Consider the following 22,475-nt stretch of genomic DNA (forward strand, 5'->3'; position numbering starts at 1 on the left):
TGGGCATCCTGTCCTTCGACGCCGGGCACGGCGCGGCGGTGGTCAGCACCGGCGGCGAGCCGCCGCGCGTGGTGCGCATCGGCGGCGCGCTCGGCCAGGCCGGCACGCTCGCCGAGGTGCGCGCGCATTCGATCGTGATCGACAACGGCGGGCTGCGGCGCGAGCTCGCGCTGCCCGCCGCGACCAGCCCGAACGCCTTCGTGCGCTGAACCCGGCATCACTGCACCATGTTGTTGAGCTCGATGATCGGCATCATCACCGCCAGCACGATCACCAGCACCACGCCGCCCATCGCCAGGATCAGCAGCGGCTCGAGCAGGCTGGTGAGGAACAGGGTCTTGCGTTCGAGTTCGCGCGATTCGCCCTCGGCCGCGCGGTCGAGCATGGTGGTCACGTCGCCGGTGGCCTCGCCCGAGCGGATCAGGTGCACCAGCACCGGCGGGAATGTCTTGATGTGGTTGAGCGCGCGCGACAGCGCGCTGCCTTCGCGCACCCGCACGATGGCGTCGTCGATGTTGGCGCGCATCGCGCGGTTCGACAGCGTCTCGCCGGCCGCCTGCAGGGCGCGCAGGATCGGCACGCCGGCCGCCGTCAGGATGCCGAGCGTGCTGGCGAAGCGCACCGTGTTGTAGCCGCGCACGATCTTGCCGAACAGCGGCGCGGTGAGCGTCCAGGTGTCGAACGCGAGCCGCGGCCCGGGCCGCGCCAGGATCTTGCCGATCACGAACGCCACCGCCGCGATGCTCGCCAGCGACGCCCACCACCAGTGCCGCACGAACTCCGACAGCCAGAGCATGACGATGGTGAGCGTCGGCAGTTGCTGCTTGGTGCTGGTGAACACGTTCGCGACCTGCGGCACCACGTAGCTGAGCAGGAAGGTGACGATCCCGAAGGCGATCATCGTGACCACCGCCGGATAGGTGAACGCGAGCACGATCTTCTGCTTGAGCGCGTTGCTCTGCTCGATGTAGTCGGCCAGCCGCGACAGCACCACGCCGAGCTTGCCGGTATGCTCGCCCGCCGCCACCAGCGCGCGATAGATCTCGGGAAAATCGGCCGGATGCTGGGTGAGCGCGCTCGCGAAGGTGTGGCCGCCCACCACCTCGGCGCGGATCGAGGCCATCAGCTCGCGCACGTATTCGCGCTCGGCCTGCTCGCTGAGCACCGACAGCGATTCGCTGAGCGGCAGCCCCGCGATCAGCAGGCTGGCGAGCTGGCGCGTGAGGATCGCCTGCTCGCGCGTCGAGAGCTTGCGGCCGAGCGCGAGGCGCTGGCGGCGCTGGCCGTCGCGACGCTGCGCCGCCAGCTCGACCACCAGCGGCGTCAGGCCCTGGCCGCGCAGCTGGCCGCGGCCCGCGCGGGCGCTGTCCGCCTCGAGCACGCCCTTCAGCGTGCGGCCCGACTGATCGATCGCTTCGTAACGGAATGCCGACATGTCAGTGTCCTCCGGTAACGCGCATCACCTCTTCGAGCGAGGTAGCGCCTTGTTCGAGCCAGCGTTCGGCGTCGTCGCGCAGCGTGCGCATGCCGTTCGAGCGGCCCGAGGCGAGGATTTCCGAATCGGGCGCGTTGCGGTGGACCAGCGAGCGGATCGCGTCGTCGATCACCAGCAGTTCGTAGACGCCGCGCCGGCCCGTGTAGCCCGAATGGCCGCACTTCTCGCAGCCCACCGGGTGATGGATCACGCGGCCTTCTTCCTCGCGCGGTTCCTTGCAATGCGGGCAGAGCTGGCGCACCAGCCGCTGCGCCAGCACGCCGAGCAGCGAGGAAGCCAGCAGGTAGGGCTCCACGCCCATGTCGGTCAGGCGCGTGACGGCCGAGGCGGCGTCGTTGGTGTGCAGGGTGGCCAGCACCAGGTGGCCCGTCAGCGAGGCCTGCACGGCGATCTGCGCGGTTTCGAGATCGCGGATCTCGCCGATCATGATCACGTCCGGATCCTGGCGCAGGATCGAGCGCAGCGCGCGCGCGAAACTCATGCCGATCTTCTCGTTCACCTGGGTCTGGCCGATGCCGGACAGGTCGTATTCGATCGGATCCTCGACCGTCATGATGTTGGTGGTGCTGGTGTCGAGCCGCGACATCGCGGCATAGAGCGTGGTGGTCTTGCCCGAGCCGGTCGGACCGGTGACCAGCACGATGCCGTGCGGGCGGCCGATCAGCTTGTCGAACTGCACCAGCGTGTCGCGGCCCATGCCGAGCGCTTCCAGGTTCAGCCGCCTGGCGTCCTTCTCCAGCAGGCGCAGCACGGCGCGTTCGCCGTGGCCGGTGGGCAGCGTCGAGACCCGCACGTCCACCGGGCGGCCGCCCACGCGCAACGTGATGCGGCCGTCCTGCGGCAGACGCTTCTCGGCGATATCGAGCTGCGCCATGATCTTGATCCGCGAAATCAGCGCGCCGTGCAGGGCCTTGTTCGGGCGCACCACGTCGCGCAGCGTGCCGTCGACGCGAAAGCGCACCACCGAGGCGTTCTCGAAGGGCTCGATGTGGATGTCGGAAGCCTGCTCGCGCGCGGCCTGGGTGAGCAGGGCGTTGATCATGCGGATGATCGGCGCGTCGTCCTCGGACTCCAGCAGGTCCTCCACCTCGGGCAGGTCCTGCATCAGCCGCGACAGGTCGACCTCGCCTTCCACCTCGCCCACCACCTGCGCGGCGCCGCCGTCCTGGCGCGCGTAGGCGGCATTGATCGCCTGCTCCAGCGTCTCGTCGGCGACGTGGACCAGCGCGATGCGGCCCATGCGCCGCGCCACCTCGGCAATCGCACCCGCCGAGGTGCGCGCGCCGACCCAGACCTCGATCACGCCGGAAGCGGGCTCGGCCGGATCGCCGACCACCAGGATCTGGCCGTTGCGCGCGAAACCATAGGGCAGCCTGGGCAGCGGCCGCGCCGGCGCGGCCTCGCGGGGCGCGGGCGGTGGCGCCAGGGTATCGGGTGTCATGGCCGGGCCCTCGTCGGATCGTTTGCCGGCGCGCTGCCGGCGGCAGGCGTCGGCTCGGTGACGTGCAGGTCGCCGGGCGCGCTCGCCTCACCGGGCGCCGCGTCGGCTGCGGCATCCGCGGCCGGCGCCGGCTTGCGGCGCGTCAGCGATTCGAGATCGAAGATGCCCTGCGCGGCCGGCACGCCCTGCGCCGGCCCCGGCATCCGCTGCGGCAGCGCCGGCACGTCGTGGTCGCGCTCGATGCGGTTGTCCGAGCTGGTGCCGTCCATCTGCCGCTGCAGCGCGTCGTAGCGCATGCCCGACACGCTCGCGGTGGTCTCGCCGTCGCGCAGGATCACCGGACGCAGGAACACCATCACGTTGGTCTTGGCGCGGGTCTTGTTCTCGGCGCGGAATAGCGAGCCGATCAGCGGCAGGTCGCCGAGCCAGGGCACCTTGTTGTTGCCGTCCGCGTAGTTGTCCTGGATCAGGCCGCCGAGCACGACGATCTCGCCGTCGTCGCTGAGCACGGTCGACTGCACCGAGCGCTTGATGATCGTCACGCCGCCCGGGTTGTTGACCGAGGTCGAATCGACCGACGAGTCCTCCGAGTAGATCTGCAGCTTGATCACGCCGCCCTTGGTGATCTGCGGGCGCACGTGCAGCACGATGCCGACGTCCTTGCGATCGAAGGTGTTGAACGCGCTGACGCCGGTGTTCGACACCGCCGCCGTCGAATACGAGCCGGTCTGCACCGGCACGTTCGAGCCGACCACGATGCGCGCTTCCTCGTTGTCGAGCGTGATCAGGTTCGGCGAGGACAGGATCGAGGCGTTGCTGACGGTGGCCAGCGCCTGCACCAGCGCGCCGAGCCCGAAGAACTTGCCGAACCGGTGCAGCAGGCCGATGTTGATGCCGTTGTTGAGCAGCGTGGTGGCCGCGGCGCTCGACAGCGACTGTCCGAGGTTCTGGCCGTTCGCGGTCAGGTCGACGATGCTCTGGCTGGTGGTGGTGCCGAAATTGGTGCCGCCGTACAGCGCGTTGTTGCCGTTGCCGGACTGGATCGCGCCCTGCCACTGCACGCCGAGGTTGGCGGCCGAGGTCGCGCTGAGCTCGACGATCATCGCCTCGAGATAGACCTGCTCGCGGCGCACGTCGAGCTGGTCGATCACGTTGCGCAGGTTGCGGTAGACCGGCTCGGGCGCCGTGATCACCAGCGAATTGGTGGCCGGGTCGGCCTGGATCGCGCCGTTAGCCGCATCGGCGCCGCCGCCGGCGCTCGCGAGCAGGCCGGCGCCCCGGCCCGGCCCGGTATCGCCGCCGCTGCCGCCGAACGAAGCCGACGCGCCTCCCGACGACGACGAGGACGAGGACGTGCCCGGCAGCGGCGGCGTGCCCGCGCTGCCCGTCGACGACGCGTTGAAGGCGTTGGCGCCGGTGCCGTTGCTGCCCGATGCCCCGCTGGACAAGTCGCCGTCGCCCTTCAGCGACGAGCGCTCCGAGCCCGAGCCGCTGTCGGTCGCGAGCCCGAGCATGCCGCGCAGCACGCGCGCGAGCTCGGTCGCGTTGGCGTTCTCGAGCCGCACCACGTGCATGTTGCCCGGCACCCGCGTGGGCGCGTCGAGCTGCTCGATCAGCGCCTTCGCGTCGGCGATGCGGCCCGGATCGGTGGCGCGCAGCAGGATCGCGTTGAGCCGCGGGTTCGCGCTCACCGACACCTTCAAGGTCGCGTCGGCGTTGCCGGTCGCGCTCGGATCGAGCATCTTCTGCACCACCGGCGCGAGATCGACCGCGCTCTCGTGGTCGAGCGGCACCACCGCCACGCGCCGCCCCGCGCCGCCGCCGTCGATGCCGTTGATGATCTCCGCGATACGGCGCACGTTATCCGCGTAGTCGGTCACCACGATCGCGTTGTCGTTCGGATAGGCGCCGATCGCGTTGTTGGGGCTGATCAGCGGCTTGAGCACGGGCAACAGATTGCTGGCCGATTCGTTGCGCAACCGGAACACCTGCGTGATGACGTGGTCGCCGCTGGCGCTGGGCGTATTGCCGACATAGGTCGGACCGCCCTGCAGCTTCGCGTCGGCCTCGGGCACCACCTTCAGCACGCCGTGGTCGCGCACCATCGCGAAACCCTGCATGCGCAGCGAGGCCTCGAGGCTCTTGAGCGCGCGTTCGCGGCTGACCGGGTTGTCCGAGACGAGGTTGACCTGCCCTTTCACGCGCGGGTCGACGATGATGGTGGTGTCGGTGGCGGCGCCGATCGCCTTCGCGACCTGGCTGACGTCGACGTTCGAGAAATTCAGCAGCACCTGCGCCTGCGCGAGCGAGGCCACGGCCAGGCCGATCGCGAGCGTTGCACAACGGACGGGGAAACCAACGGATCGGAAGCGTGTGCGTGTCATCTGGGATTCGGTGCCGGACGGAACGCGGGCGGCCCGGTCGCGCGTTTCGCGCGCCCGCCTTGCCGCGGCACACCCCGCAAGCCGTATCGGTATTGGTTGGTCAGGTCCGCCGGTTCATGGCTGCCGACGGAATCGCCGGGCAAGACTAAGCAGCGAACCGGCGCAAATTTGTGACGGATGTTGGGCTACCTTTTTGCACCGTCGCCCGATTAACCATTGAATCGATCGGTTAATCCATCGAATATCGATCGAATAAAAACGATTTCATCGACTCCAATAAATCCCTTGCCGTCGCGAGTCATTTATTTATCGATCCGCATTGATATGACGGCAATTTCCGCCGCCCCGCGCGCGATACGGGACCAGCGCCGCGGCCCGGCAATGGTGGCCAACTTCTGCCACACGATTGACTTGCACGCGGAGTAGATGGGCGCGGCGCCCGGCCAGACGGGCCGAGCCTCCCAGGCCGCGAAACAGACGGCATGCCGCTCTCGCGAGACAATGAGACCGGCAGTATCCAGGCTATTAAATACCGATTACCGAATGCGAGTGATTCATTCGTACCGAGGCAAAATGTTACGTACCTTCTGCTATTAAAAATTCACACTCGTTTTCAGAGTTTCAAACTACAGTTCGTCGGCGGCATCACATCACGTCTGGCCGCGGCAACAGCAAACAGCAGCTTCCATTTCATCTTCGTTTCAGGGGAATTCGCATGAAGTCCAGCAAGCGCAAGATTTGTCAGGTCCTGGCTCTCGTCGTGTCGGGCCTTGGTGCAACGGCTGCCATGGCAGCGCCGGTTCTGCAAGGCGGTGGTTCCTCGCTGGTCGCTCCGACGATCGGCTCGGAAATCACCCAATTCGGCACGAGCATCGGCGCCCTCACGTATTTCTCGGTCGGTTCGGGCGCGGGTCAGAACGCGTTCCTCGGCAACCAGCCGACGTTCTTCGGCGCAGGCGTGACGGGCACGGTCGACTTCGCCAACAGCGATGCCGCCCTGCTGTCCGCGCAAGTGTCCGGCTACCAGACCGGCCTGGGCGCCACCAACGGCCCGCTGATCCAGATCCCGTACATCGTCACGGCAATCGCGATCCCCATCGTCAACAACGGCCAGACCATCACGGGCACGACGCCGCAAACGACGCCGGGTCAAGCGAACAGCATCGCGCTGAACGACACCGACCTGTGCGGCATCTTCTCGGGCAAGCTGACCAACTGGAACCAGCTGTTCAACCCGGTCACCGGCACGTTCTTCGCCAACAGCGCCCCGATCTCGGTGATCTACCGCACCGACGGCAGCGGCACGACCGAACTGCTGACGCGCCACCTGTCGCAAGTGTGCTCGAGCGTCGACACCGCCGCCGGCGTGACCTTCAAGGACTCGCTGACGTTCACGGATTCGTTCCCGAGCGGCTTCCCGGCAGGTTCGACCTTCGTCGGCGCGAGCGGCAGCGGTGGCGTGCGCGTGTCCCTGGTGACGACCGGTGGTGCCACGATCGGCTACCTGAGCCCGGACTACACGAACACGTTCCTGGCCCCGCAAAGCACGGTCGTGACGCCGACCAACGCCGTTCAGCTGCAAGTGGCGAGCCTGCAGAACAAGATCGACGGTCAGTTCTACGCGCCGACCGCCGCGAACGCGACGCAAGCGCTCGGCACGGTCACCCCGCCGCAGAACCAGGCGAGCGCCTCCAACCCGCTGAACTGGGTGCTTGACGCTGGCAATCCGACTGCCGGCTACTCGGTGTCGGGCACGAGCCAGATCATCGTCAGCCAGTGCTACAAGGATCCGGCCGTCACGACCGCCGTTCAGGACTTCCTGAACGACCACTACAACGACTCCAGCTACGCCGCGATCGTTCACGGCAATGGTTTCGACACGGTGCCGTCGAGCCTCCTGAGCAAGATCCAGGCCGACTTCCTGAGCAACACCAGCGGCTTCAACCTGGACATCGGCAACTCGGGCGTCTGCAAGTCGCCGATCGTCGGCCGCTAATACCGTCACGTCAGGAGCGGCGCGACGCTGCTCCTGCCATCACGCCAACTGCGCCCCGGGGCAACCCGGGGCGCAGTTTTTTCATGATCCTCGCCGTCGCCACGGAGTCGTACCTCGACTCGGCCACCCAGGGCAATCTCGCGCACCGTCCTGCCTGCTTGCCGGCCTGGTCGCCTCGGCTCACCCTTCGACATCGTCCTCGGCGCCGGCCGCGGCGCGGTATCTGCTGAATCGTGCAGGCCAGCGCCGCGAGATCCTGCTCGCCTGCCGATCAATAAAAAACGCCGCAACGCATCACACGTTGCGGCGCATCCAGCGAAGCGCGGCGAGTCTCAGATCTTGCCGAGGCGCGCGCGCTCCTCGTTGCTCAGGGCCGCGCGATGCGCGGGGCCTTCCTGCCCGAAGCCGACCACCGACACGGCATTCGAGCTGTCGTAGCCGACCTGCTCGCGCTTGCGCCGCTTCGGATCGTCGCCGACATCGCCGAACCCCTCCACCTGCACCGAGATCGTCCAGCGCCGCACGCCGCCGCCCGAGGCGTTGTTCTTCGCGAGATCCTGGGCCATCTGGCTGGCGGCCGAGGCGGCCGAACTCGCCGCGCTCAGCGCGCCGGTGTTGACCGTCTGCACCACCGGGATGCCGGTGGACTTGCCGGTCACCTGGATATTGTCGGCATTGAGCACGTGCAGCGCGGCCACGTTGAGGTTGCCGGCGCGAATGCCCGCGTCGCCGGCATCGACGGTACCGCGCGGCGCGATCAGGTTGATGGTGCCGATCGGCACGCCCGGGATGCTCTGCAGCGTCGCGATGCCGGCTCCCGTCACCTCGCCGCGCGCGTCCAGCGTGCAGTAGTGGTTCGCGTCGCACACGTACTGCGGCGCCGGCGCGTCGGCCGAGGATTTCGCGCCCTTGCCGGCATTGATGTCGCCGTTCGAGCTCCAGATCGTCATGTCGCCGCCCTGCTCGGTGAAGATCCGGCTCTGCGCGAGCAGCAGGCTGCGGTCGGTGAAGATGTCGACGTCGCCCTTCTCCAGCGTGAGGATCCCCATCGTGCCCGGTCCGGCGACCACGGCGCCGCCGGGGCCGGTCAGTTCCGGCGGCGCGGAGGTGCTGCCGACGAGCGCCTGGCCGCCCGGCCCCAGGATCGAGACGTTGCCGCCCTGCTGGGTCTGGATGGTGGTGTTGCGGATGTCGAGATCGCCGGTATCGACCAACTGGTTCGCCCCGTTCGAGCCGCCGGTGAGATTGTTCGCGGTGTAGCCGAGCGAGGCGGGGAACAAGGTGTTGATGGCGTCGAAGCCGCGCGCGTATTTCTGGAAGAACGGGCTTGCCGGGTTGTTGTAGTCCTCCCCGACCCGCGTCAGCACGCCGAACAGCACCTGTTCGGCGAACAGTTGCTGCACATGGGCCGGCAGGGTCTTGAAGGTCGCCCAGGCCTGGTCCGCGCTCAGCGGCGTCAGCTTCGGCTGGTCCTTCAGGAGCCCCGTATCGACGGTGGTCTTGCCGGCCTCGTACTGCTCGACGAACGCGATCAGTGCCGGCGTGGTGCCGGCGCTTGCCGCGGCCGCGCCAGCCGGATCGATGTAGCTTGCGGCGAAGCTCGCGAGATCGACGCCCGGCCCGACGCCGAACAGCACGTTGATGTTCGCGCTTTCATGCGGCAGGTTCGGATTGCCGGCATTGCCCACCGCGTCGATGCCGGTGTAGGTGCCGGCCTGGTAGGCATGCACGGACAGGGCCTGGGCAGCATTGGCGAGCGGGCCGATGTTGCGTCCGGCCTCGACGTCGAGGGTACCCGGGCCGCCCAGCACGATCGCCGGAACCACCGGCAACACGGCTTGCGTGACCGGCGTGTCGTAGATGTCCCGGCCTGCCACGATGCGCGTGATATCCGAGGTCCTCAGGTTCTGGCCCAGGAACGAGAGATTGGCGATGTCGGTGCCGGCCTGGATCAAGGCGGGCTTGTCGATGCCGATCGTGACCAGGTCCTGGTAGAGCGGCGAGCCGCTGCTGGCCAGCGGCACGCCATCGAAGATCGAACCCTCCAGGCTGTAGATGCGCGCGGGCACCGTATCGTCGGCGTGCAGCGCGCTGGCAGCGTGAGCCGACGCTCGCTTGTCGGTGAGCACCGGCACGTCGGCGAACGGCTTCGTCGGCGACGGCATCGAGGCCGGATCGTTGTCCAGCATGCCGAAGAAATTGCCGGCACCGAACACGCCGCCCACCGTGTTGGCACTGGAAATCGAAATCGACTGGTCGGCGAGCAGGTCGAGATTGCCGACCGGCGAGGGGAACAGCTCGCCGCTCGACGCCACCGTGATGCCGCCGCTGAACGCGGTGAGCTCGACGCTGGCCGGCAGGACGAAGGACAGGTCGTTGTGTCCAGGCGTCAGTTGTATGGGGGCACCGCCGCCGATGAACGACAGGTTCGTCAGGGTCCCGAGCGCGACGTCGCCGGTGGTGGACGTGATGCTGACACGCGAGTCCGTCGAATATCCCTGCATGTCGGGCAAGGTATTGAAGGCGGTCGTCTGGGTTCCCTCGACATAGGACGGGTCGACGACCTGCCCGATGTTCACCCCCAGGCGCGCCGTGACGTCGAAGCTGCCGTCCTGCAGCGCCAGGATCGTCGACACGGGGACCGGCTGGCTGCCGAACTGCGGCGCGATCGAGAAATCCGGCGCGATCTGGCCGCCCGCGGCCAACGTGCCCGAGCCCTTGGAAACGAAATAGCTGCCGCTCAGGATGTCGCCGCCGGCCTTCACGGCCAGGTTGCCGCCGCCGGCCAGGTTCACGGTCGGGCTATCGGTATTCGTGTTGGTGAGCCACCAGGTGGTCGGCAAGGAAACCGACAGGTTGGCGATATTGCCGCCCGCCGTCACCGTCACGTTGCCGCCGACGCTCATCACGCCCTGGTCGAAGGCGCCGAAGTCGATCGAGGTCTGCACGGTCTGCTGGACCGGGCTGGTCGCACCCACCGCGCCCTTGGGATTGCCGATCTGCATCCACTGCCACCACGACTGGGTGAGGTTGGCGCCCGCCTTGCCGGTCACCGCGCCGGTCGCATCCGTCACCTGGCCGATGCTCAGGATGTCGCCCCCGGCATGCAGCGTGATATCGCCGGCCGAATCGGGATTGACCGTCGGCGACACGAACAGGTCCGGATAGTTGCCCGCGCCGGTCGGATGCGAGATCGACACGGTGGTGCCCTGCTCGGGCGCATCGGACGACGGGACCCCGGCCGTATAGATCACGCCGGGAACCACCTGGGTGGGCGCGGCGCCCGGCGAGACTGACGTGGGATCGTACAGCGCGATGTCCCCCAAAGCGGCCACGTCGATCGAGCCGGCGCCGGTGCGGATCATCGTCGGCGCGAGGATCAGCCGGCCGTTGCTGTCGAGATAGCTGGCATGGCCGTCCAGCACGACGCTGCCGCTCGGCAGCGCCGCATCCCCCTGCGGCGGGGATGCCAGCGCGAGCGGATTCGAGCTGGTCGGATCCGCGCCGGCGACGATGCGCAGCGAACTGCTGCTGCCCCCCGCCAGCGATGCCGACAACAGCGGCAGCGGATTGCCGGCGTTGGCGACGGGCGCGGGCGAATTGTCGGTGACGCCCGGAATGGTGATGCTCGCCGTGCCGATCACCGCAACCGGCTGCACGGCCGGCGCCACGAGCTTGGCGAGATTGGGCGGCGTGGCGGGATGCTGCACCTCCCACTGCACGGTCGACACGACGTAATTCTGGTATGCGTTCAAATACAGCAGGTAAGCTGCGGGATTCGACGCCTGCTCCGCCGCCGAGGGCGCTACCGGCGCGAGAGGCTGCCCCGGCTTGATTGAATTCGACACAAGAGGAACGATGATTTCCAGGAAGTCAGCGTTCTTGTGTGAGAGCTTGAGCAGGTTCGCTAGTTGCGGGGCGGGAGCAGTCAGATAATCCGCGTAGGCGGAGTACAGCGCGTAGTACTCCGCGATCTCGTCCGGCGTCCCTCCCGTCACTTTCCCGGGTGCCGACGCCTGCCCCGACTTGGCCCAATAACTCAGTCCGTACCCATAACTGGCCCCGTTATATCCCGAGGGCGCGGTGAAAACGGTATGTACCGCGTCGTACGTCGAGAGAGCCGGCACCGCGATCGTGCCGCCGCCACCGGTCGGATTGGCGATCTGGAAGAACCCGTCCGACAGGCTGGCCTTCACCTCGACGTTGTTCTCCGCGCGCAGGGTGACGATCGGCGCCTGGCCGTTGAAGCGATAGTCGAGATCGCCTGCCGAGCTGCCGGCCCCCAGGTTCCAGTTCGTCAGCACCGAGATATTGCCGCCGTTGACGGCCGAACCCGGATTGTCGAGCTCGATGCCCGGCGCGATCCGCGCATTGGCGAGGCCCGCGGCGGCGAGCGGATTGACCACCCCGTCGAGCCCGTGCTGGACGAAGCCCATCAGCGTGCCCGGCGCTCCCGTGGTCGCGTCGCCGCCGACGTAGCCGTAGAACGATTCGTGATCGGCGTTCGCGCTGCCCGGCGCGAAATACATGTTGGCGAGGCCGCCGAAGCCGATTGCGGTATCGCCGTTGGCCAGCTGCGAGGCATCAAGCGCCGTCGACACGCCGGTGGCGGTGTTCTTCACCGTGCCGCCGCCCTTGCCGTCCGGCGTGAAGCTGAAGCTCGCGCCGCTGCCCTGGGCCGTGAAGGTGCCGGCCAGCAGGTTGCCGCGCGCGTCGTACCAGCCGGCCGGATCGACGATGCCGTCGAAATGCTTCGCGCCGGTGGTCGCGTCGCTGGTGCTCCATACCGCGTAGGCCTCGAGCGTGGTCGCGCGCGAGCCGGCGATGCCCTTGCCCGCGTGGAAGCCGCCCGCCGGCATGACCAGGTTGACCGTGCCGTTCGACAGCAGCGGCGCGCGGAAGCTGACGGTGCCGCCGCTCAGGCCGCCCGCCGTGCCGCCCGAGACGTCGATCAGCGCGTCGGCGCCGAGCCGGATGGTGCCGGCGTGGCTCGCATCGATGTTCTCGTAGCCGTAGGTGGCGTTGTACGGATTCGCCGCGGTGGGATCGAACACGCCGTTGGTGCCGATCACCACCGTGCCGCCGCGCTGGTTCGGGTCCGAGCCGCGCGCGAGCAGCGTGCCTTCCAGGTCCACGCCGCTGTGGCCGTACAGGTCGATCTCGCCGCCCGCCGTGCCCGAGGCGTCGATGGTGCCGAAAATGTTGACGTTGCCGTTGGCGGTGTCGCCGGCATTGCCGGCCCCGCCGTCGGCGTTCAGCGCCACCGTGCGGGCGCTCAGGGTGTTGCCGGCCGACAGGGTCAGGTTGCCCGATTTGGTGCGGATCGAGATCGCGTCGTTCACGCCGCTGGCGGCCAGCGTCGCGGCGAAGCTGTCGAGGTCGAGCGCGCCGCCCGTGTTCAAGCTCAGCGAACCGCCCGCGAAGCCGGCGGCCGCCCCGCCCTTGAGCGTGCCGTCGAGGTTCACCACCTGCTGCGGCGCCGACAGCGTGAGCGAACCCGCCGCGCCGCCGCCGCTGGCGCCCGAGAAATCGAGCGTCGAGCCGGCCTGCACGTCCACCGTGCCGGCATCGGCGGTGAGCGTGATGTTGCCGCCCGGCACCGAGGCGGTGACGTCGAAGAAGCTCTTCGACACACCCGCCGCGCTGATGGTCGAGCCGCCGCCGATCGTCAGGTTGCCGCTGGTGGCCTCGAGGCTGGCGTTGCCGGCCGGGGCCGCGATGTTCGCGCCGTTGTCGAGCAGCGTGCCGCCGACGAAGCCGATCGCGCCGCCCACCTCGGTGCGCGACAGCGCGGTGCCGGCCCCCGGGTTCAGCGTCAGCGCGCCGGTGGTCTTGATGGTGGCGTTCGAATTGGTATCGGCCAGATACACCGGCGCCGCGAGGCTGACCGGCACCGCGCCGAAGTCGAAGCTGCCGGTTCCCTGCCCGGCGATGCCGGCGGTGGCCGTCATGTCGACCGAGGCGAAGCCGCTCAGCGCCTTGGTGCCGGTGCCGAAATCGATCTCGCCGGCGTTGACCGTCAGCGTGCCGCTGCCGGCCGCCGGGGTGGCGTTGGGCGCGCCGGACTCGTTGGTGAACGCGATCTTCGGCGCGTTCAGCGTGACCTTGCCGCCGTCGCTGGTGAAGGTGCCGGCGCTGAGGTCGACGCTATTGCCGAAGCTCGCGTCGATATCGCCGACGAAGGCCATCGTGCCGTAGCTGCGCAGCGTCACCTCGTCGGCGTTCGCGAACTGCGCGAGGCCCGCGGGACTGATGACGAAACCGGGCAGGTTCGCGGCCGAACTGCCGGTCTGGTTCGTGAAGGTGATCGCCGAGCCGTCGACCGTGATCGCGTGCCCGGACAACACCGCCGCGGGATCGACCTTGAGGTCGCCCGACGAATCGATCAGCAGCGCCTGGCCGCCCGCCAGCGTCGCGCCCGCGCCCACCGTGAGCAGGCCGGTGCCGCTCGAGCCGGTGCGCGTGAGCGGCACCGAGGCGCCGTTCGAGACGCGCAGCAGCGCGCCGTCGCCGGCGATCGTGATCGGCTGGTCCTTGGCCGCCGGATAGGCGCCGCTCGCCACGATCGACGCGCCCGCGTCGATCCGCAGGCCATTGGCCGCGTCGGGATCGGTGCCGCTCGTGTCGGTCTTGGTGACGAGCAGGATCTCGGGGCCCGTCAGCGAGGAGGCGGCGTCGTTCGACACCACCACGCTGTTGGCGATCGGATTGATCGTGATGCCGCTGCTGGTGGCCGTGCGCGTGCCGCCGATCAGCAGGCTGCCGGCGGCCAGCGTGTCGAGCGCGTTCGCGTCGATCTGGAGATAGCCGGCCAGCGCGCTGCCGCCGTTGCCGGTGACCTGGATGTCCTGCGAGGCGATGTCGACCTCGGCCGGCGCGCCGCCGGGCCCGGCCGCCGCGTTCAGCGTCGCGCCGAGCGCCAGCGATTGGGTGGCGGCCAGCACCAGCTGGCCGCCGTCGACCGGCGCCGGCGGCGCGACGTTGCCCTTGGCGGCGGCCTGCGTGGCGAAGAAGCTGTTCGCGCTGGTCAGCGTGTATTGCGAGTACTGCTGCCAGACCGCGTTCGACTGCACGGTGAACAGCGTCGGCGTGGCGCTGCGGCTGCCCGTCACCGAATTGGCGAAGTAGCCGGCGGTGACCACGCTGCCGTCCGGCAGCGTGCTGCTCATGCCCGGCGCGACGTTGCCCGCGCCGCCCTGCCCGCTCGCCAGCGTGACCCGGAACGCGCCCGGCAGCGTCGCGTAGCGGGCCGGCAGCAGCGTGTAGTAGCCGGCCGGCAGGCCCGGCACGCCGGACAGGTAGACCGACTTGCCGACCGCGTCGCCCATGCCGGCCTGGCCGAGCCCGAGCGTGGCCGTGGTGGTGGTGGCCGAGCCGTTGGCGCTGGTCGACGGCTGCGCCGTCTGTGCGTAGACCGGATCGTAGGCGGCCACCTGCGGCTGCGTGCCCGGCACGATCGCATAGACGTTCGAGCCGCCGACGTTCACCGGCGTCGCGACACCCGCGGTCGAATTCGCGTAGCTGATCGAATACTGCGACAGCACATCCCGCGTGCCGCCGGTGCCCGGCACCCATTCGACCGCCTGGAGGTCCCCGCCGCCCGACAGGTCGATCACCGCGCCGGGATCGAGCGAGACGTGGCTCGCGTTGAGGCCGATGTACTTGGCCGGCGGCGCGCTCAGGTCGGCTGCCTGCGCGCCCACCACCGGCGTGAACTGCCACTCGACGCCGTCGACGGTGGTGCCGTAGGGGATCACCAGCCCGCCGTTGGACACCGAGGTCACGCTGCCGCTGGTGAGCCTGACCGAATCGGTCGCGACCAGTTGCGAGAGGCCGCCGAACAGCGCCTTGGTGGCGCTGTCGGTCGGGTCGCCCACGCCGAGCACCAGCGAGCCCGAGGGCACGCGTATCGTGCCGCCCTGCACGATGTCGGTGGCATCCACCAGCAGCGAGCCGCCCGCCGACAGCGGCGTGGTGGAGGCGCCGTTCGACGCGAAGCTGACGGTGGTGGCGGCCGGCTTGCCGGTGGCCGCATCGATGGGCCCGGTCGCATCGATGATGTAGGTGCTGCCGGTGGCCGGGTAGAGGTCGGCGGCCTTGAAGCCCAGGTTGCCCGGAGAATAGAGCACGCCCGGCGCGAACGCGTTGGTGTTCGCGACCTTCGTCGAGCTCAGGCGGATGTCGCCGCTGCTGCTGAAGTTCGCCTGGCCGAAATCGTTGAGCTGGATCTGGTTCGACAGGTCGATGAACGAGGCATTGACGTTCAGCGTGGCATCGGACAGCGCCGCCACCGGCGTGAACGCCGGCGCGATGTTGTTGGCCGGCGTGCCGATCAGCGCGACATAGGGCGCGTCCAGCTCGACCGTGGTGCCGAGCGCCGGCTGCGGCGACTGGCCGAGGATCGTCGCGAGGTTGGTGGCGGGCGAGGACAGCAGCGTCGACAACTGGTTCATGCCGATCGCGGCGATCCGGTCGGTGTTCAGCGTGATCGAGCCGGGCAGCGCCAGCTTCACGTCGCCGGCGAACGCGATCGACACCGCCGGCGAGGCCACCCGCGACTGCGCGCCGCTGCCCAGCACCAGGTTGGCGATGCCCGAATCGTCGAGGCGATCGGCGGCGAACTGGAGCACGCCGGTCGGCGTGCCGCCGATCGGTTGGCCGGTGGTCGGGTCGATCGCGTTCGCGATGCTCTGGCCCGGCGCGAGGCCGGTGGGCGTGAGCTCGCCGCTCTGGCGGATCACCAGCGTGGTGGCACCCGCCGCGTTGGCATTCTGCTTCGGCAGGATCGTCAGCGTGCCGCCCGCCGCCTCGGGCGCGCCGCCGTGCGCGGCCAGCGTGCCGTCGGCGAACAGCCCGTATCCCGCCGCCAGCGTGATCGAGCCCGCGTCGCTCCAGACCGGCTGCGGCGTCCAGCTGCCGTTGGCCTGCGGGGCATCGAACCGCGTCGCGGCGCCGGACACGTCGATCCGCGAGCCGGCCTGCGCGACCACGTAGCCGTTGTCGCTGGACAGCGTCACCGAGCCGCCGGCCAGCACCTTGCCGGTATCCGGCTGGGCCCGCGAGGTGCCGATCCGCACCGGCGCCGCGAACGGATCGGCGAGCGCGACGCCGGAGACGTCGAGCACCGCATCCGCGCCGAGCCAGACCGAGCGGCTGTCGCTCGGGATCGGCACCACGCCGACGAACTGCCCCTGCTGCGCGGCGGAGAACGTGGTGGTATCGGCGCTCAGCGTGATCGCGCCGCCAGGCGCGACGATCGAGCCGAGCACGGTCACCTGCCTGGGCGAGCCGAGCCCGACCGTCGCGCCCGCGTCCGCCACGATCGACGCGCCAGCGCCCACCGTCACGGCGCCCGTCACGTCCGCGTAGGACGGAATCGCGCCGCTGGCATCCTGCCATGACGTGTAGGCGCCGGCCGTGATCACCAGGTCGGTGGGCTGGCGGTGATACGGATCGAGCGTGCCCGGGCTGGTCAGCCCCGAGCTCGTGAGGTCGGTGCCGCTCGCCGCGTGCATCAGGGCCGTGGCATCGGGAATCAGGTTGCGCTGGGTCAGCGCGAGCGTGGTGCCCGGCGCGACCGTGGCATCGTAAAACGCGTTCAGCACGTACTTGCCGAAGCCCTGCTGCGCGAAGAAGCTGTCCGGCAGGACCAGGCTCCACGGCGCCACCGCGGCCGGATCGCCGCCGATCTGGAAGCCGAGCGCCTGCAGCGTGAGCGTGCCGCCGCCCGAGAAACCCTGGCTCAGGATCGTGCCGTTCATCTCGATGCGGCCGTTGGTCGGCTCGGTGCCCGGCAAGGCGGCACCGGCGATCGACGTGCCGTTGTTGCCGAACTGCTGGCCCTGCGGCGCGACGTAGGTCTCCAGGGCCAGGCTGCCGCCGCGGCCCTGCGGCACGCCGTCCTGCATCAGCAATTGCCCGTTCGCCTGCATCATGCCGCCGCCCGACAGGTCGAGCACACTGCCGGGCTGCAGGATGATCGATCCCGAGGTGTCCACGATCGAGCCGTCGGCGCCGCGCGCCGAGTTCTCGTTCGCGGCCAGCGAGATGCTGCCGCCGTTGAGGTATTCGCTGCTGCCTGTCGCCGTGCCGGGCGCCGCCTGCGGGTCGTTGTTGATCCACTGGCCCGCGACGTCGAGCCTCGCCTGCGGCCCGACCACGATATTGCCGCCGCTCGTGATCGAGATCGAACCCGACGGCACGACCAGGCTGCCCAGGATGTCCGCGCTGCCCGACCTCGACGGGTTGTTCAGCGTGATCGAGCCGCCCGGCTGCAACTGCAGCTGCGTGCCCGCGGCGACCGTGAAGCCGCCCCCGCCGATCTTGTCCTCGGTCACGTTCAGGTTGGCGAAGCCGCCCTTGCTCAGCGTCGCGGCCGGCACCACCGTGGTGGCCAGCACGTTGTTCGGATCGGTGGACGAGAGCGCCCCGAGCGCCGTCGTGTCGAGCGCCGTGGAAACGGAGAAACCCGCGCTGAGATCGTCGAGCTGCGGCGCCTGGTCCTGCACGATGACGAGCCCCAGCAGCCCGGACTGCGGCGAGGTGCCGTTCGTGGCCAGGTTGATCAGCGAGCGGCTGCCCGTGAGCGCCGCGTCGACGCCGAGATTGAAGGTGCCGCCCTCGGGCAGGCTGTCGCCCTGCGTCTGCTTCGCGCCGCCCAGCGCCTGCGCGCTGATGTCGCCGTCGAGCACGGTGGCGGAGGCGCCGTAGATGTCGAGCGTGCCGGCGTTGCCGCCGACGATGAAGTCGGACTGGTAGGTGCCGCCGCCCGACTGGAGCGGGTTGTACCAGGTCTTCGTCACGCCCCAGCGCGCATGGGTCTCGGTGAAGGCGCCGGCGATGCCGAGATAGGTGTCGTAGGGGCTGGCCTGGCCGATCGGCACGATCGCGCCGTTCGCGTCCACCAGGCGCGTGGTGTTGACCATCCCGCCGTCGTAGTGCGTGTAGCCGCCGTTGAGCAGGATCGACGAGCCGGACGCCGTCATCACCTCGTTGCCCGCCAGTTCGATGGTGCCGCCGTTGGTCAGCAGCTGATCGACGGTGCGCGGGATCAGGTTCACGTAGCCGGCCAGGTTGAGGATCGGGCTGCCGACCCACTGCACGCCGTCGCTGCGCGTGCCCGTCAGCGTGCTGTCCACCACCACGTCCTGCAGGCCGAACAGGAAGCCGTCGCGCAGCAGCGGCGAATCGGCCAGTTCGTTCTGGCCGATGCGGGGAATCGTCAGCAGGATGCTCGAGATCGGCAGCTCGACATTGGCGAGGCCCGACACGTCGATGTTCGCGCCGTTGTCGAGGTAGATCCGCCCGGGCACCGCGCTGTTCAGCACGTCGGGCGTGTAGGCCAGGCCGGCTACCGACGGCGCCAGCGCCACCACCGACACGGTCGAGCCCGGCGCCTCGATCAGCGAGCCGCCCTGGAACCATTCCGCGCCGCCCGTCATGGTGATGCTGCCGGGCGTAAACACCGCGCCGGGCGTGGAGGTCGTGGTCTGGCCGTTGTTGTCCGGCAGCACCGCCGTGACGGAATCGGGGCCGAAGCTGAGCAGGCCGGCACGATGCGTGGTCAGGCCGCCGCCCGGGACGTCGAGCGTCACCGTCGACTGGCCGAGGTAGGGAGCGCCGAGCGGATTGTTCGAGGCGTATTCGTCGACCGTCGAGATGGTGATGGTGCCCGGCGAGTTCACGCTGGTGGTCACGCCCACCACGCCGTTCTGGTCGACCCGGCCGCCCAGCAGGCTCACGTTGCCGCGCGAGGCCTGGATGATGCCGGTGTTGACTAGCGCGCCGACCGGCGTGATGTCCGAGGCGGTGCCCGTCGAGGGATCGAACAGCGCGATCGCGCCGCTCAGCTCGGGCAGCAGCACCTGCGGCTGCGCGGTGTTGGGACGCAGGCTCACGCCGACGCCGGCGGCCAGCACCACCTGCCCGTCGGTGGCCGAGATGCTGCCGGCATTGGTCACGTTGGGCGCGGCGATCATCACGAAACCGCCGTCGCTCGCGGTGCCGTTGGCGTGCGTCGTGATCGAGGCGCCCTGCGCGACCGTCACGTCGCCCCAGGGCTGGTACTGGCTCGCCGAGGTGAGGTTGACCTGGTTGCCGAGCCCGAGCACCTCGTTCGGCAGATTGGCATTGCCCGCGCTGCTGCCGGAGCTGCCGGCCTCGTTGGCCGCCAGCCCGCCGGTGGTGCCCGCCGGCAGGCTCAGGAACTGCTTGTTGCTGGCCACCAGCCCCGCCGCGTCCTGCGCCAGCGTGCTGTCGGCCAGCACCGGCAGCTTGCCGCCCGTCACCTTCGAATTGTTGATGATCGTCTGGTTGTAGTCGTTCATGTTCAGCAGATCGAGCGACGACGCCACCAGCGCGTGCACGTTGACCTGCGAACCGGCCCCGAACAGGATGCCGTTGCGGTTGATCACATACACCGCGCCCTGCGCGGTGATGCTGCCGAGGATCTGGCTCGGCCGCCCGCTCGGGTCCATCACGCGGTTCAGCACGGCCCAGTTGTTCGCGCCGTTGGTCTGGGTGCCGGCCGACTGGTCGAAATTCAGCGTGGTCTGCCGGCCGACGTTCATGGTCTGCCAGGTCAGCACCGCGTTCTGCGCGGTCTGCTGGACATCCACCGTCACATGGCCGTTGGCGTCGACGCTTTGCGCCGGCGCGTTCGCGTTGATCCAGAGCAGCGGGTTGTTCGGGTCGGCCGAGGCGCCGTTCGCCACCTGCAGGCCGCCCGCCGCCAGGCCGTTCGGCACGTTCGACAGCGTGTTCGCGGCGGCCGCGGCGGCCGCGTTCTGCGCGGCGATCTGCGCGGCGATCGCCTGCGCGGTGTAGCCGAGGTTGCGGATCGAGGGCTGGCTGGCCTGCAGGGCCGCTTGCGGCGACATGCCCAGGTTGGTGGTCGCGCCGATCCCGGCCAGGCCCGCCGCGCTGCCCGAGGGGCGCGGGGCGGCGGTGCCGAGGTTGACGATGCCGCCTGCCTGCGCGTGTGCCGAAAAGCCGGCGGCCAACAGCAGCGCGACGGCCCGGTGAACCGGGCTCAGCTTCGCCTGGAGGACGAGGCGCGCGGCCGTGCGCTGGTGTTGTCGTGCTGTGCGTGCGTTTGCTGCCATACCTCACCCCGAACCCGATAGATTTTTTGCGTGGCGCCGATCGCGCCGAACCCTTGCCCGGCCTGCCCGATGCCCGCGAGGGCGCAAGTCCGGAATCGAACGACAATACGAGGCGCGCATGGCGCCCGGATGGCGGGTGTTACGGACCTTTCCGGGTGAGCCGGAATGGTCCGTAGCTTTTGTCACAGACGGCCGCCCCGCTCAGCCCGCGCCGCGGCTGGCCAGATGCGCGGCCAGCGCCGCGCGCACGCGCTCGACCACGGCCGGCCAGTCGCCGGGCCGCGGCTGGCGGAACAGGGTCGCGTCGGGATACCAGGGGCTGTCCTCGCGATCGAGCAGCCAGCGCCAGTCGGGCACGCGCGGCAGCAGCAGCCACAGCGGGCGGCCCAGCGCGCCGGCCAGGTGGGCCACCGAGGTGTCGACGCTGATCACCAGGTCGAGTGCGTCCACCAGGGCGGCGGTCTCGGCGAAATCGGCCAGCGAGGCGCCGAACTCCAGCACGCCGCTGGCCGCGAAGGCTTCGGCATCGCGCGGCCGCACCGCCGGCTGCAGGCTGACGAAGCAGGCGTCGAGCGACAGCCAGGGCGCGAGCATCGCGAACGGCATCGAGCGGTTCGCGTCGTTGGCGTGGCGCGGGTTGCCGGACCAGGCCAGGCCGATGCGCATCCGCCCCGGCGGCGCGACGGCGTCGAGCCGACGCGCCCAGGCCTCGCGGCGCACCGGCTCGGCGTGCAGGTAGGGCGTGGCGGCCGGCACCGTGTCGAGCGTGGTGCCGAACGCGTGCGGCAGGCTCATCATCGGGCACTGGAGGTCGAAGGCCGGCACGGGCTCGCCGGCGGCGATCACGCGGCTCACATCGCGCAGCGTGCCGAGCAGGCCGGCCAGCGGCGCCGGCGCCTCGACCAGCACGGTCGCGCCGCGCGCCGCGAGCAGGCTCGCGTAGCGGCAGAACTGCAGGGTGTCGCCCAGGCCCTGTTCGGCATGCAGCAGCACCGTGCGGCCCGCCGGCGAGCTCGCGCCGTCCCAGGCCGGCCGGTCCGCGTGAAGGCGTGCCGGCATGCTGTCGGCGACATGCCGGCGCGCCTCGTGGCCGACCCAGCCGCGCGCGAGATCGCCGGCCAGCACGTGCGCGAAGGCCTCGGCGCGCTGCGCCTCGCCGTGGCGCGGATCGCACTCGCGGGCGAGCCGCAGGTCGTCGAGCGCCGCCTCGAAGCGGCCGACCTGCTGGCGCGCCTGGGCGCGGGCGAGCAGCGCGCGCGCCGTATCGGCCGGCACCGCGGCCGCCTCGGCGTGGGCGGCCAGCGCCTCCTCGTAACGGCCCAGCACTTGCAGCGTCAGCGCGCGCTGCGAGAGCAGTTCGGCCTGCGGGCCGCCGAGCGCCAGCGCGCGGTCGTCGTGGTCGAGCGCCGCCTCGGCGCGGCCCAGCGTGCGCAGCGCCGCGGCGCGGTTGCGCAGCGCGTCGAGATTGTCGGGCAGGCGCGCCAGCGCCTCGCCATAGGCCAGTTCGGCCTCCTCGTGGCGCTCCAGCCCGAGCAGCGCGTTGCCGCGCCCGAGCCAGGCCGCGCCATTGGCGGGCTGCAGCGTCAGCAGCCGGTCGCAGCGCCGCAGCAGTTCCTGGTGGGCGTGCATCAGGTCCAGCGCCACGCAGCTCGCGAACAGCAGCCGCGCATCGTCCGGCGCGCTCGCCAGCCCCTCGTCGAGACAGGCCAGCGCCTCGGCGGGCCGGCCCATCTCGGTCATCGCGACGCCGCAGGCATGCACCAGCTCGGCGGTCTTCCCGCGCACCACCATCGCCAGCTGATAGCAGTGCAGCGCCTCGCCGGGCAGGCCCAGCGCGCGCAGCGCGTCGCCGCGCACGGTATGCGCGGCGGCATCGTTCGGCATCAGCGCGAGCGCGCGCTCGACGCTGATCAAGGCGTCGGCGGGCCGGCCGCCGCGCGTCAGCGCATCGCCGCGACGCAGCCAGGCCCGGGCATTGCCGGGTTCGCGCTGCAAGGCGCGCTGGTAGGCCTCGGCCGCCTCGTGATATCGCGCGAGCCCCACCAGCGCATCGCCG

Annotated in this window: 7 protein-coding genes; 2 read left to right on the forward strand and 5 right to left on the reverse strand. The window is 70.0% G+C overall.

Translation table 11 applies throughout. From position 1 onward, the window contains the following. The coding region (locus tag F3J18_RS26235) for a type II secretion system protein N (protein ID WP_275691837.1) at positions 1 to 209 on the forward strand (209 nt) is incomplete at its 5' end. 8 nt (positions 210 to 217) lie between these two features. On the opposite strand, the gene gspF is transcribed toward F3J18_RS26235, so the two are convergent. Genes gspF through gspD form a run of 3 tightly spaced genes read right to left on the reverse strand, consistent with a single transcriptional unit; the run spans position 218 to position 5,320 of the window. Then, complete coding sequence (gspF, locus tag F3J18_RS26240) at positions 218 to 1,435, reverse strand: type II secretion system inner membrane protein GspF (RefSeq protein ID WP_025102271.1); 1,218 nt, start codon at positions 1,433 to 1,435, stop codon at positions 218 to 220. A 1-nt stretch (position 1,436) separates the two neighbouring features. After that, positions 1,437 to 2,936, reverse strand: coding sequence for a type II secretion system ATPase GspE (gspE, locus tag F3J18_RS26245; protein WP_166915037.1), 1,500 nt, complete (start codon positions 2,934 to 2,936; stop codon positions 1,437 to 1,439). Further along, positions 2,933 to 5,320 carry a type II secretion system secretin GspD gene (gspD, locus tag F3J18_RS26250; protein ID WP_166915039.1) on the reverse strand — a complete coding sequence of 796 codons (2,388 nt, stop codon included), beginning with the start codon at positions 5,318 to 5,320 and terminating at the stop codon, positions 2,933 to 2,935. Before gspD ends, gspE begins: the two co-directional genes overlap by 4 nt. A gap of 715 nt (positions 5,321 to 6,035) precedes the next feature. Between gspD and F3J18_RS26255 the strand changes: the two genes are divergently transcribed. Then, the gene (locus F3J18_RS26255) at positions 6,036 to 7,316 is read left to right on the forward strand and encodes a substrate-binding domain-containing protein (protein ID WP_166915041.1); all 1,281 of its coding nucleotides are present in this window, start codon (positions 6,036 to 6,038) and stop codon (positions 7,314 to 7,316) included. A 332-nt stretch (positions 7,317 to 7,648) separates the two neighbouring features. Here the strand turns inward: F3J18_RS26255 and F3J18_RS26260 are convergent, their stop codons facing one another. Both F3J18_RS26260 and F3J18_RS26265 read right to left on the reverse strand, forming a co-directional pair. Beyond that, positions 7,649 to 20,419: a filamentous haemagglutinin family protein gene (locus tag F3J18_RS26260; protein ID WP_166915043.1), complete on the reverse strand. Its 12,771-nt coding sequence runs from the start codon at positions 20,417 to 20,419 to the stop codon at positions 7,649 to 7,651. Between the two features lie 201 nt (positions 20,420 to 20,620). Beyond that, positions 20,621 to 22,475: tetratricopeptide repeat protein (locus F3J18_RS26265; protein ID WP_166915045.1), on the reverse strand; the 1,855-nt coding region annotated here is incomplete at its 5' end.

This window comes from Burkholderia sp. Ax-1720 (genome assembly GCF_011753035.1).
Classification (GTDB): Bacteria; Pseudomonadota; Gammaproteobacteria; order Burkholderiales; family Burkholderiaceae; genus Burkholderia; species Burkholderia gladioli.